Origin of the sequence: Oceanobacillus arenosus (assembly GCF_003369575.1) — a bacterium.
Classification (GTDB): Bacteria; Bacillota; Bacilli; order Bacillales; family Amphibacillaceae; genus Oceanobacillus; species Oceanobacillus arenosus.
The window spans coordinates 333,561-346,431 of the sequence record NZ_PIOC01000001.1 but is presented as its reverse complement, the minus strand read 5'-3'; the positions used below and the strand labels follow the sequence as shown (position 1 = coordinate 346,431).

The following is a 12,871-nucleotide window of genomic DNA, read 5'->3' as shown; positions in this document are numbered from 1 at the left end:
TGGAGGTATATAAAATTGAGAAGTGTAATTAATAAGCTCCCGACCCTTTTCAACAAAAAGGAAAAGAAAAAGCTACTAATCCTATTCTTCATGATGATCATAGCAGCCATATTTGAAACAGTAGGAATTGGATTAATTGCTCCATTTATTGGCATTATAACCAATCCTGAAATAATCCAGAATCAAGCGATTTTAGCTTATGTGTATGAATTCTTTAACTTTCAAAATACAAATGCATTTATTATCCTATTAGTAGCATTACTACTTTCCGTATTTATTTTCAAAAACTTATATTTGCTTCTATTTAACTATTTACAAGTAAGGGTTACAACAAATCAACAAGTGAAACTTTCAAGGGATTTGTTTCAAGAATATTTAACAAAGCCTTATACTTTTCATTTGCAAAGAAACACAGCGGATTTACTCAGAAATGTAAATAATGAAGTACCTAGGGTTTTTCAAGGAATTGTGATTTCAGGTTTTCAATTACTAACGGAAATTCTTGTAATAATATGTATATCGGTACTACTATTCGTTACTGCACCTATCGCCATGATAACTGCTTCTATCCTATTAGGTGGAAGTGTTTTTTTATTTTTTAAACTTCAAAGAAATAAAATAGATCAACTAGGAGTCGAGCAACAAAAGGTAAGTAGTGCGATGATTAAATGGGTTAATCAAGGACTAGGGGCTAGTAAAGAAGTTAAGGTATCTGGAAAAGAAGCCTTTTTTATCAAGTCTTACAAAGAACAAAGCCAGATTAATGGCAACAATATTCGATATATGAAAATGTTGGAAGTCATTCCAAGATATTTTATCGAAACATTGATAATGGCTATCGTCCTTATTGTGATGTTAATTATTATTTTACAAGGAACAAATGCGACACAACTCATATCGACGATGGCTCTTTTTGCAATGGCTGCAATTAGACTTATGCCCTCGATAAATCGTGTAGTTGCCTTGATAACTACGATGCGATATAGTCTGCCAGCACTGAATGTAGTTTATGAAGATTTGTTTATGAATAAAGAGGAGAATTCATCTTTAAGTGAAAATGTAGTTGAGGTTAATAAGGGGGAGAAGGCATTTAATAATTCCATACAGCTAAATGAGATTTCCTTCCGTTATCCTAATCAAAAGGAATATGCTGTGCAAAATATATCCTTAACCATACCAATCAGCCATTCGGTTGCGTTTATTGGCGAATCCGGTGCAGGAAAAACGACACTTGTTGACATTATCCTTGGGCTATTTCAACCGGAAAAAGGGAGTATTACAATAGATGGGGAAAACTTGAATGATCAAAAAGCATTATGGCAGCAAAAAATAGGCTATATTCCACAAACTATCTTTTTATCTGATGATACAATTCGCGGAAATGTTGCTTTTGGAATGGAAGCGAACCAGATTGATGACAAGGAAGTATGGCGAGCACTAGAGCAGGCGCAATTGAAAGAATTTGTTGAAGCACTTCCAGATCAATTAGAAACCTCTGTTGGCGAGCGAGGAGTCCGTCTTTCAGGAGGTCAACGTCAACGTATTGGAATTGCACGAGCATTGTATCATAATCCAGAGATATTATTTATGGATGAGGCAACATCCGCATTAGATAATGAAACGGAAAAAGAAATTATGAAGGCGATAGATGGTTTGAAAGGTGAAAAGACTGTGATTATTATTGCTCATCGACTAAGTACAATTGAAAACTGTGATGTCGTGTTTAAGATTAGTAAAGGTAGATTAGTATCGATTGAGAACAAGTTGGAAAAGTCGGTAATGTAGTTAAGATAAATCGCTAATCACATCCATAGGGTGACTAGTTTGCAAATAAATACAAATAAGTATTGCCTTAAGAATAATATTATAGTATTGTTCATTATATAGCACGTTATTATAATGAAATTTAGTAGGTCCTTAACGATATAACAATAATTTTAGCTTTTCTATGTAGTGTTATTCAGGGATTCAATACGTTGCATTTTATTTGTTCTTAATAAAGAATTAAATATGCATTAAGTAAGGAGGGAAAAAATGAGTGCAATAGCTGGAATTCTCCATCTAAACAAAGAACCAATACCAAATAGTCATGGATACAAAATGATGGAAGCATTACAAAAATTCCCTGCTGATGATGCGCAGATTTGGCAAAAGGATAATATTCTCCTTGGCTGTCATGCACAGTGGATCACTCCTGAATCGGTTGGAGAACAATTACCTTATTATGATACAGGAAGTCAACTGGCAATTACTGTTGATGCCATAATCGATAATCGAAAGGAACTCTTTGACATATTGCAAGTGGATAAAGAGAAACGAAAGACACTTCCAGACAGTCAGCTTATTTTGCTTGCATACCAAAAGTGGGGGGAAGCTTCGCCAAAATATCTAATTGGTGACTTTGCATTTATGATTTGGGACGGAAGAAACAACAAACTCTTTGGTGCAAGAGACTATTCCGGAAATAGAACTCTTTATTACGCTGGAGCCAATCAACGCTTGGCATTTTGTACGGTTATCCAACCGTTATTAACATTACCAAATATCGAGAAAAGACTAAATGATGAGTGGATTGCAGATTTCCTAGCGATACCAGATATGCTTGATACTGTAGATACAGCCTCTACCGTGTACAAGGCTATCAAACAAGTGCCACCATCACATTCGATAACAGTTACGGAAGATAGCTTAAAGCTAACAAGATACGTTTATATAGATACAGAAAGTAAATTGATACTTAAGTCAAATGAGGAATATGAGGAAGCATTTAAAGAAGTATTTGGAAACGCAGTTAATGATTATATGCGAACAAATCAAAAAGTAGGATCACGCTTAAGTGGTGGTTTGGATTCTGGTTCTGTTTCAGGATTTGCTGCTAGATCATTAAAGAATACAGGGAAAAAACTACATACCTTTAGTTATATTCCAGTTGATGGTTTTGAAGATTGGACACATAAAAGCAGGATAGCGAATGAACGTCCCTATATACAAGCAACCGTTGATTATGTAGGAAATATTGAACAAAATTATCTTACCTTCCCTATTGACAGCCCTTATTCTGTAATCGATGAATGGATAGATGTGCTCGAAATGCCGTATAAATACTTTGAGAATTCATACTGGATTTCTGGATTATATCGCGTTGCTAGTGAGCAAGGAATTAAAGTAATGTTAACTGGAGATCGCGGTAATTATTCTGTTTCGTGGGGAAATGCAATCGATATATATACGAATCTACTTAGAAGATTTCATTGGATTAAGCTATATAAAGAAATCAATCAGTTTATTCATGTGAAAGGAACTGGAAGAAAAAGGGTGCTGCAGGTAATCGGCAAAAATAGTTTTAGAGAGTTTACGAACAAACATCAGGACTTTTCAATACCGTTATTAATAAATCCGGAATTTGCTAGGAGATCTAATGTTTTTGAACGAATTCGCAGTTTCGGAATCTATGAAGATGGCTCTAATCTTCCAAATTCAATTGGTGCTAGGAAAAATCAATTTGAAAAGTTATTTTACAGAACGAGTAGCGGAACTTACAATACAAAATTTTCGCTAAAACATTCAATGTGGAATCGTGATCCAACAAATGATTTGCGAGTCGTCCGTTTTTGCTTATCTGTGCCAAATTCTCAGTATGTGCAAAATGGAGTAGATCGGGCATTAATTCGTAGGTCTACTAAAGGTATATTGCCAGATAAGGTTAGGTTAAATCACCTCTACAAGGGAATCCAGAGTGCAGATAGTATACAGAGAATGATTCCTGATTGGTCTGCATTTATTAATGAGTCGGCGGAAGTCATAAGGAACCCACAAATCTCTGCATATATAAACACACAAGTACTTGAATCGGCTCTAGAAAAGGTGAGGAAAAGCCCGGAACCAGAGCTTATATATGATATGGACTTTAAATTATTAATACGGAGTATAATTTTATCCCGATTTATTCAAAAAAACGCCCTTTAAGGAGGTGATACCATGAAAAAGGAATGGAACATGCCTACATTAGAAGTACTTGATATTAATATGACTATGGCAGGCCCAGGAATACGAACTCCAGATGATGTTCAACCTGACCCAGACGCCCATGAACACGATGTGGTTAATTACAGCTAATTATTATGAAGAATATGGTGATAAGACCTGAATCATTTAATATCATGTCTTATCACATTTTTTCTTAAGTAATTCATTTAGGGTTGACACTACATAATAAAGGGTGGTAAATTAATAATATAATATTCGTTATAGAGAACAAAAGCTAATAATATCATCCACCAACAGGATATGAATGTAGAGGGTAATTTTTTAATATATCGTTCTTTATAGTGAACAATACTGAGATTTCAAATGATTACAATTTATAAAGGATGTCATCGGTCATTTTAATGAAAGCGAAGAGATTGCAAAGCATTTACATAGTATGTTAACGGAATGTAGATAAATTAATAAAGGAAAGGGGAGAACATGATGGTCGCTACTACCAAAAAGGCGCTATATACAGCCTTTGGATATAATATTTCCAGTGAACTACCATTTCCAGAATTACCCGAACTAAAAATGGTAGTAGGTAAAGCTGACATTACTGTTAGTAAAGCCAATTTATCACTAATATGGTCCAAATTATCCACTGCGAGTCGATACTTTGTAGTGAAAGAAAATCTAGTTTTATTCCAAGTTCCCGACGTTGCAATTTTTTTAATAAAGAATGGGAACGAAATTTTAGTAGATTCAATTGAAGGTACTCATGAAGATCAACTTCGTCTATATATCCTCGGAACATGCATGGGAGCAGTATTGCTACAAAGGCGAATCCTCCCATTACACGGTAGTGCGATTGCAATTGATGGAAAGGCATATGCCATTGTTGGTGACTCTGGGGCAGGAAAATCGACACTTGCCTCTGCATTTCTAAAGCGTGGGTATCATCTTTTAAGTGATGATATAATTCCTGTTACATTATCTGTGGATAACATACCAATGGCGACACCTGCATATCCACAGCAAAAACTATGGTTGGAAAGCTTGCAACAATTTGGGATTGAATCAAGCGGGTTTCGACCAATTATTGAACGGGAAACGAAATTTGCTGTTCCAGTTTCTGTGCAGTTTACAAATGAACCGACGCCACTTGCAGGTGTATTCGAATTAATTAAAACCGATAGTGATGAAATTTCTATTATGCCTATTCAGAACATGGAACGTTTTTACACCTTATATTGTCATACATATCGCAATTTTATCGTAACAATTGCAGGTTTAATGGAATGGCATTTCAACATGTCAGCAAAAATGATGCAACATCTCGAAATTTTCCAATTGCGTCGTCCGACAACGCGATTTTCAGCGCATGAGTTAGTAGATTTAGTCTTATCAAAGATAAGTAAAGGAGTGACAAATACATGATTAAATATCATCGGCTATCAAAACAGCATGTGGTCAATCAAGTAGAGGGGAATATTGTCAGTGATATGGACGGGGAAAAAGTAATGCTCAGTATTCAAAATGGAAAATACTATAATTTAGGTGAAATCGGCGGTGAAATCTGGGAGCATATCAATCAACCGATTACCATTGAAAAAGTAGTTGCTGCATTAGTGACCCAATATGACATAGGACGTGATACATGTAGTGAACAAGTCGTTTCTTTTTTAGAGAAATTACTAGGTGAAGGGTTGATAGAAATTACTGAACGTTCATAAAGGCAATTAGAGAGGGGGAGTCCATTTGAAAAAGTTTCGAACCTTTATATCATTTAGTATTCAAACAAAAATGCTCTTATTTGAATCCTATTTTTATTTAGCTTTGGCGCGATTTCTAAAGGGGCGTCCATTTTCTAAAATTGCACCTTCATTAGGCAATAAAATGGCGGAAACGACCTTTGCCCTTAATGCTTCCGAAAAGGAGGCATTAATGGGTATTTCACAAGCAATTCATCTAATGAGCCGGTATACCTTTTGGGAAAGCCAATGTCTTGTAAAGGCTATTGCTGCAATGAAAATGTTGGAAAGGCGTCAAATCGAGAGCACGCTATATTTGGGTACTGCAAAAGATGAAAAAGGGGAATTTATCGCACATGCATGGTTACGTAGCGGCCCTTTTTATGTAACAGGTTCAGAGGGGATGGAGAGATTTACGGTTGTTAATAAATTTGCAAAAAGAATCGAATCAGGAATGTAAAGAGGGTGAAAGCAGTGGTTAATCAGTTAAATCTAAAAAGTATACCAAAGGAATTGAAGTTAATTTTAGAAATACTAAAAAGCGATTATTCGAGCGATGTAGTGGCAATTGACCAAACCCTATTCCGTGATGTCGATTGGAATCTTTTTATCGACTTAGCAATGCATCACCGTGTGTATCCAGTGCTTCACTCTAAGCTTAAATTGGCAAATGACAAGCAGATTCCAGATTATGTGGTCGAGACAATATCGAAGCATTATAAGCAGAATACCTTTCAAATGCTATTTCTAACAGCGGAAATGGAACAGGTATCGAAGCTGTTTGCAGCTCGTGAAATACCGCTTCTTCAATTAAAGGGACCTGCACTAGCGCATGACTTATATGGTGATATTTCGCTCCGAACTTCGAGTGACTTGGATGTGCTTATCCCAATTGAACAGCTTCATCTTGCGGAGGAAATTCTTGTTGCGTACGGGTACGAAAAAGATGACTATATTAAAACAGTTTTGAATGACTGGAAATGGCGTCATCATCATATCACCTTTATCCATCCGATTAAGAAAATTAAAGTGGAAATCCATTGGCGTCTAAGTCCAGGACCGGCTAAGGAACCAAGCTTTGCGAAATTATGGGAAAGAAGAAGGAAGAGCAGTATTACAAATCAACCCGTATATTTATTAAGTAAGTCGGATTTGTTTCTATTTCTTACTGCACATGGTGCCCGTCACGGGTGGTCAAGAATTCGTTGGCTCCTTGATATTCATCAGCTGGTCGGTCAGAAGCTGGACGAAGAAAGGGTGCTTCAGATATTGAAAGACTATCGTTCGCTTCATATCGGGGGACAGACGCTTATCCTTGCTTCAGAGCTTTTTCATACGAGGCTTCCTTCGAATATGGGATTGTTGTGTAATGGGGAAAGATCAAGAAATCTAGCGCAAGGAGCGATTTTCTATCTAGAAAGCATGGTCAATTTACATACGGACCCAGTTCCGGAAAGTGTTGCAAGGTATCATAAGCAGAATTTATTTGCTTTAATGTCATTCCAGCAGAAATGCATTTTCATCTTAAGCTTTCTATATCCGTATCCTGAAGATCGTGACACATTACCTTTACCAATGCCCTTACATTTTCTCTATTTTCCGCTGCGACCGTTTTTATGGGCATGGAGGAAGTCAAGGGGGCAGGCTTTAACCTAGGAGGACGAACAAATGAAGCATGTCGTTTACTTTTTGAAGCAAATTCACCAGTATTCTGGAAAAATCCTTTATATCAATTTATTTTCCATGACTGCAATTGGGTTATTAGAAGGGATTGGTATCTTATTATTAGTTCCTTTAATTAGCATGAGCGGGATAATCGATTTAGGTGGGGAAAGCTCGCCATTATTAAGTATGTTTGGCTTTCTAGAGATTATTCCAAGTTCTTTAGGACTCCCAATAATTTTAGTCATCTATCTTGTTGTTGTTATCGGTCAAAATGTCGTCAATCGGCAGCTAACGATTAAAAACGCGATGATTCAGCATGGATTTTTAAGGTATATGCGTCTTGAAACCTATCGTTCTTTGCTCCATGCAAATTGGGATTTTTTCATTAAACATCGAAAATCCGACCTTCTTAATATATTAACATCGGAAATTGCTCGGACAAGTGCGGGAACGTATTCCGTTTTGCAATTTGTCGCTGCCATTGTCTTTACCTTAATCCAGATTGGTCTTGCCTTTTGGCTTTCACCGACCATCACCATATTTGTCTTGCTCTGCGGGTTAATTCTAATCTTCTTTAATCGGAAATTTTTGAAGCAGTCATTAGCGCTTGGAAATCGGAATTTTGAATTAGGAAGAAGTTTCCTTGCAGGAATAACAGATCAGGTTAACGGCATCAAGGATATTAAAAGCAATTCATTAGAAGATTCAAGAATAAATTGGTATAACAATATCACCGAACAGATGCAAAATGAACAGCTTGAATACACGAAGTTAAAGACTACATCGCAATTATATTATAAGGTTGCATCGGCAATATTTATTGCGTTATTTATTTATATCGCAATTAACATGTTTAGTGCTCAGGCAGGTCAATTGATGCTAGTGATTATCATCTTTTCCAGGTTATGGCCAAGGGTTGCTGGAATTCAAGGATCGATGGAACAAATTGCAACAACCATTCCGGCATTTAGAGCAGTTAAAGCCTTGCAGCATGAGAGTTTAGCTGCTAAAGAATTTGAAGCACAAACCGATGAGCAGATTACGCCGCTGGATATTAGGCACCACATTCAGTGTGAGAGGGTCTCCTTCCGTTACAACCAAAACGGACCCCATTATGCATTGAGAGGGATTAATCTCGTTGTCCCAGCGAATCAAATGACAGCGTTCGTCGGCCGTTCTGGCGCAGGGAAAAGTACGTTAATTGATTTATTAATGGGCTTAAATCAACCTGAATCAGGGCAGGTGTTAATCGATGGGAAGCCATTAACAGCGGACAATCTTTTATCGTTAAGGCGAGCGATTAGTTATGTACCACAGGATCCATTTCTGTTTAATGTCAGTATTAGAGAAAATTTATTATTAGTAGTACCGAATGCAAGTGAAGCGCAAATGTGGGAGGCATTAGAATTTTCCTCTGCAGCTGAATTTGTTCGCAAATTGCCAGATCGGCTAGATTCACTAATAGGTGATCGTGGAATCAAGCTTTCAGGTGGGGAAAGACAACGGCTCGTATTAGCTCGTGCAATCCTAAGAGAGCCATCCATTCTAGTATTAGATGAAGCAACAAGTGCACTTGATACGGAAAATGAGGCGAAAATACAGCAGGCATTAGAACGATTAAAAGGAAAGATGACAATTATCGTCATTGCACACCGATTATCGACAATCAGAAATGCAGATCAAGTAGTTGTGCTTGAAGAAGGGGAAATCATCCAACAGGGTGGATTTGACCAGCTATCGAATGAAAAGGCAAGTATGTTTAGTAATCTATTACGCAATCAAATACAAGCAATTCAGTAGCGTTGAATTAGGTCTACTTCCAAACCCTATTATTAGTCAATAGGGTTTTATTGTGAATTCAACGTTCTTTTTAATGAACGAAGTTATCAAATAAAAGGAGTTAATCATTATGCCTGCAATCGCCGGAATTGTTCAATTGAATAATGTAGAAGCACCTGGTAACCATGGATTTGAGTTGATGAAAGCAATCAATATTCACCCCTGGGATGAAGCAATCATCTGGCAACAAAAGCAGATTTTCCTCGGGTGTGTAGTTCCTAAATTAGGGGAAACCTTACCATATGTTGATGTGGAAAGGAAAATGGCGATTACTGCTGATGTTCATCTTGATAACAGGGAGGAATTATTTGACCGTTTAGGGATTGAAGAAGTAGAACGAAAGACTGTTCAGGATGGGCAATTGATTCTTAAGGCGTATCAAAAGTGGGGAAGGGATTGTCCGGACTTCCTCGTTGGAAAGTTCATATTCGCAATATGGGATGATAGTGAGGAAATGCTTTTTGGAGCAATTGGTTATGAAAGGGAAGAGCCACTATATTATTTTCATAATCAAGAGACCTTTGCTTTTTGCACAAGCATTGCCCCTCTGCTGACACTTCCTTATGTAGATAGTAAGTTTAATGACCAATGGTTTGCGACCTTCGCAAATGATAATGAGCCAAGGGTGAGTGAAGCAGACCTCTTTATCACGCCGTATGAGCAAATTATGCAAATTCCACCCGGATATGTGATTACGCTAATGGAGAATCAACTAGAAATTTCCTTGTATCATAAGCAGAACGTTAAAGGCAGTAGGAGAACGAAATCGAGTTCATATGATGAATATGTCTAGGCTGTTGAAAAGCTTATGTACCCTTGTCGTATTAACTTTCATCATATTAGCAATCTATACTATTTGGGATAATCGCCGATTCATTGTCGTGGAAGAGGAGATTGTTATTGATCATTTGCCAGAGCAGCTTAAGGGTTTTCGAATCCTCCAAATTAGTGACCTGCATGAAAAAGCGTTTGGTGAAAATCAATCAGAACTAATTCCAACGATCAATGCGATTGATTATGATGCAATCGTTTTTACTGGTGACGTGCTCGATAGTGTAGAGAGTGTGAATTATGAACCTTTTTATTCCCTTATTGATGGAATTAGAAATAAAGAGAACGCGTGGTTTGTGCCTGGCAATACGGATCCAGATAGTTATGTGGTAGGGCAAGATGTGAAAAAGAGTGCTTTTATTACTGAGATGGAAGCAAGGGGTGTTGAGCTGCTTGAATCTGTTGATAAAGTTTTAGTGGGGGACGCAACAGTTTACTTTGCCAATTTCGAGCTTTCGATAATCAGGGATCCAAAGTATTTAGGCAGAACAAATGGCATTGTCCAGCCTGATTATGCCTTATCAGAAGTGTATCTTAATTATCAGGAGAAGTTATGGGATGAAATGAAGGAACTAGACAGTATTCAACCAACCGATCTAGTGATTGCCCTGAATCATTATCCCATCCCAGATGTTAGAATGGATTCGATAAAAGAGAGTCCTGGTATGGGCTGGGGGGATTATGATTTAATCATGGCCGGGCATTATCATGGGGGACAAATCCGTTTACCTATACTTGGGGCATTATTTGTCCCCGAGCCCTGGTATGAGCCAAATAGCTTCTTCCCTCCAAGTGATCGTGTAATGGGACTTTGGGATTATGAGGGAACGAAGCAATATGTAAGTGCGGGTCTTGGCAGTAGTGATGCCATTTCATTTTTTAACTTTCGATTTTTAAATTCCCCGGAAATTAATGTGCTAAAATTAAGGTGAATGTATAGGGGATTGCGTAGCGCCAGGATATCGGCAGAAGAAGCATTAAATCAGCAAGAGGGCTGGAATATCAGCGGGAGAAAAAGTAAATCAGCAAGAGGGCTGGAATATCAGCAGGAGAAGCATTAAATCAGCAAGAACGCCAGAATATCGGCAGGAGAAAAAATATATCACCAGGAATCGGTATGCAGCAAGAGGTTTCCTTACTACAATAAAAATACCTTTAATTAGCGGAATCCTCTCTTTCTCCTTCGCCTAAAGTAGCTTCGAAACCCTCAATAAACTGCATTCATTTCCCTTATATTAGTTCATGTCTTAAACCGCAGTATTGACAGCTATTATTTTCTTTTTAAAAAATCAATAACCATTTGCTACTGTACCCCATATGGAGTATGATGTAAGATAGAAAAATGTAATGAATCGAAAGAGGGTACAAAATGAGTAAAGAATCCATTTATGGAATGACCTATGATCAACTGACGGAATGGCTTACAAGTCATGGGCAAAAGAGATTTCGTGCAGAACAAGTTTGGAGCTGGCTGTATAAGAAACGGGTTGCGAGCTTTAGTGAAATGAACAACGTCAATAATGAAACGATTGAATTACTCGAGGAGAACTTTGTCCTGCACACACTTGAAGAAGATATTCGACAAGAATCGAAGGACGGTACGATTAAATTTCTATTCAAGATGGCGGATGGCAATTTAATTGAGACAGTGCTCATGCGCTTCCACTATGGATTGTCTGTATGTGTTACAACACAGGTTGGTTGTAATATCGGATGTTCATTCTGTGCAAGTGGGCTACTCCGGAAAAACCGCGATTTAACAAGCGGTGAAATTGTAGAACAAATTATGAATGTACAGAAGCATCTTGATGCACAAGGAAAAGATGAGAGGGTAAGCCATATCGTCGTAATGGGAATAGGCGAGCCATTGGATAACTTTACAAACCTAATGGATTTCATATATGTTGTCAACGATGATAAGGGTCTAAACATCGGTGCGAGACATATTACGGTGTCAACTAGTGGGCTTGCACATAAGATTTACGAATTTGCGGATACGGATATCCAAGTTAACTTGGCAATCTCACTTCACGCACCTAATGATGAGCTACGGACTAGCATTATGAAGATTAATAAGGCATTCCCAATTGAAAAGCTAATGAAATCTGTAGAATATTATTTACAAAAGAAAAATCGCCGAATCACGTATGAATATATCATGTTACGCGATGTTAATGATCATAGGGAAGAGGCGATACAGCTTGCGAAGCTGCTTCACAATCATCGCCATCTTGCCTATGTCAACTTAATACCTTACAATACGGTTGACGAGCATATTGAATATCAACGAAGTGAATCCACATCGATTCAAGCATTTTACGAAACGTTGAAGGAACGTGGTATTAACTGTGGCGTTCGTTGGGAAAACGGAGCAGATATCGATGCTGCTTGTGGACAATTGAGAAGTAAACAAATTAATAAGAAGAAAGCAATCTAATATAGGAACAAGCCAAACGAGTATTTTTGTTTTGGCTTGTTTTTTTATCTTTTTTAACTAGGAAAAAGGATGAATCAAGTTAATTTGGTTAATTATACTTAAGTAGTTTTCACAAAATATGAGAATAGAAATCCACATAAAATCAATATATACAAATAAGTATACAAGTTTACAATTAAAGATAGTTTGTATTCTTAAAAGTTTACAAGAAAACATATGCGTACACATGCTATTATGACAACGAATGCAAAATGTAAACTTGTAAACAATAAAGAATACGCAAAAAGTCCGATTGCTAATTTCAAGTGAAACGGTTACTCTAGTATAGTAGATGGATTGATTTACAATAAAGATGAAGTAAAGACTCGCTACATAAAAA

Annotated in this window: 12 protein-coding genes; all 12 read left to right on the top strand. The window is 37.2% G+C overall.

The window, feature by feature from the left end; all coding sequences use genetic code 11:
* Positions 1-15 precede the first annotated feature (15 nt).
* The 12 genes from CWR48_RS01450 (at position 16) to rlmN (ending at position 12,492) form a co-directional block, all read left to right on the top strand.
* Positions 16-1,785, top strand: a complete 1,770-nt coding sequence (locus CWR48_RS01450) for an ABC transporter ATP-binding protein (RefSeq protein WP_245976677.1) — start codon at positions 16-18, stop codon at positions 1,783-1,785.
* Between the two features lie 249 nt (positions 1,786-2,034).
* The gene (locus CWR48_RS01445; protein WP_115771255.1) at positions 2,035-3,966 is read left to right on the top strand and encodes an asparagine synthase-related protein; all 1,932 of its coding nucleotides are present in this window, start codon (positions 2,035-2,037) and stop codon (positions 3,964-3,966) included.
* 12 nt (positions 3,967-3,978) lie between these two features.
* Positions 3,979-4,116, top strand: a complete 138-nt coding sequence (locus CWR48_RS01440) for a paeninodin family lasso peptide (protein WP_115771254.1) — start codon at positions 3,979-3,981, stop codon at positions 4,114-4,116.
* Positions 4,117-4,470: 354 nt separating this feature from the next.
* Positions 4,471-5,406 carry an HPr kinase/phosphorylase gene (locus CWR48_RS01435; protein ID WP_115771253.1) on the top strand — a complete coding sequence of 312 codons (936 nt, stop codon included), beginning with the start codon at positions 4,471-4,473 and terminating at the stop codon, positions 5,404-5,406.
* Complete coding sequence (locus tag CWR48_RS01430) at positions 5,403-5,702, top strand: lasso peptide biosynthesis PqqD family chaperone (RefSeq protein ID WP_115771252.1); 300 nt, start codon at positions 5,403-5,405, stop codon at positions 5,700-5,702. The genes CWR48_RS01435 and CWR48_RS01430 overlap by 4 nt, the downstream gene beginning before the upstream one ends.
* A gap of 70 nt (positions 5,703-5,772) precedes the next feature.
* Complete coding sequence (locus CWR48_RS01425) at positions 5,773-6,180, top strand: lasso peptide biosynthesis B2 protein (protein ID WP_115771346.1); 408 nt, start codon at positions 5,773-5,775, stop codon at positions 6,178-6,180.
* Positions 6,181-6,194: 14 nt separating this feature from the next.
* On the top strand, positions 6,195-7,376 hold the full coding sequence (locus tag CWR48_RS01420) for a nucleotidyltransferase domain-containing protein (RefSeq protein ID WP_115771251.1): 1,182 nt from the start codon (positions 6,195-6,197) through the stop codon (positions 7,374-7,376).
* A 12-nt stretch (positions 7,377-7,388) separates the two neighbouring features.
* On the top strand, positions 7,389-9,185 hold the full coding sequence (locus CWR48_RS01415; protein ID WP_115771250.1) for an ABC transporter ATP-binding protein: 1,797 nt from the start codon (positions 7,389-7,391) through the stop codon (positions 9,183-9,185).
* Between the two features lie 109 nt (positions 9,186-9,294).
* Positions 9,295-10,017: a hypothetical protein gene (locus tag CWR48_RS01410; RefSeq protein ID WP_115771249.1), complete on the top strand. Its 723-nt coding sequence runs from the start codon at positions 9,295-9,297 to the stop codon at positions 10,015-10,017.
* Complete coding sequence (locus CWR48_RS01405; protein ID WP_211316666.1) at positions 10,010-10,987, top strand: metallophosphoesterase; 978 nt, start codon at positions 10,010-10,012, stop codon at positions 10,985-10,987. Before CWR48_RS01410 ends, CWR48_RS01405 begins: the two co-directional genes overlap by 8 nt.
* Positions 10,988-11,116 carry a hypothetical protein gene (locus CWR48_RS20965; RefSeq protein WP_281270233.1) on the top strand — a complete coding sequence of 43 codons (129 nt, stop codon included), beginning with the start codon at positions 10,988-10,990 and terminating at the stop codon, positions 11,114-11,116.
* A gap of 308 nt (positions 11,117-11,424) precedes the next feature.
* Positions 11,425-12,492 carry a dual-specificity RNA methyltransferase RlmN gene (rlmN, locus tag CWR48_RS01400; RefSeq protein WP_115771247.1) on the top strand — a complete coding sequence of 356 codons (1,068 nt, stop codon included), beginning with the start codon at positions 11,425-11,427 and terminating at the stop codon, positions 12,490-12,492.
* Positions 12,493-12,871 lie beyond the last annotated feature (379 nt).

Coding starts and splice junctions, on each gene's coding strand:
- CWR48_RS01410 (WP_115771249.1), top strand. CDS start 9,295: ATGCCTGCAATCGCCGGAATTGTTCAATTGAATAATGTAGAAGCACCT.
- CWR48_RS01445 (WP_115771255.1), top strand. CDS start 2,035: ATGAGTGCAATAGCTGGAATTCTCCATCTAAACAAAGAACCAATACCA.
- CWR48_RS01405 (WP_211316666.1), top strand. CDS start 10,010: ATGTCTAGGCTGTTGAAAAGCTTATGTACCCTTGTCGTATTAACTTTC.
- CWR48_RS01440 (WP_115771254.1), top strand. CDS start 3,979: ATGAAAAAGGAATGGAACATGCCTACATTAGAAGTACTTGATATTAAT.
- CWR48_RS20965 (WP_281270233.1), top strand. CDS start 10,988: ATGTATAGGGGATTGCGTAGCGCCAGGATATCGGCAGAAGAAGCATTA.
- CWR48_RS01435 (WP_115771253.1), top strand. CDS start 4,471: ATGGTCGCTACTACCAAAAAGGCGCTATATACAGCCTTTGGATATAAT.
- CWR48_RS01415 (WP_115771250.1), top strand. CDS start 7,389: ATGAAGCATGTCGTTTACTTTTTGAAGCAAATTCACCAGTATTCTGGA.
- CWR48_RS01430 (WP_115771252.1), top strand. CDS start 5,403: ATGATTAAATATCATCGGCTATCAAAACAGCATGTGGTCAATCAAGTA.
- CWR48_RS01425 (WP_115771346.1), top strand. CDS start 5,773: ATGCTCTTATTTGAATCCTATTTTTATTTAGCTTTGGCGCGATTTCTA.
- rlmN (WP_115771247.1), top strand. CDS start 11,425: ATGAGTAAAGAATCCATTTATGGAATGACCTATGATCAACTGACGGAA.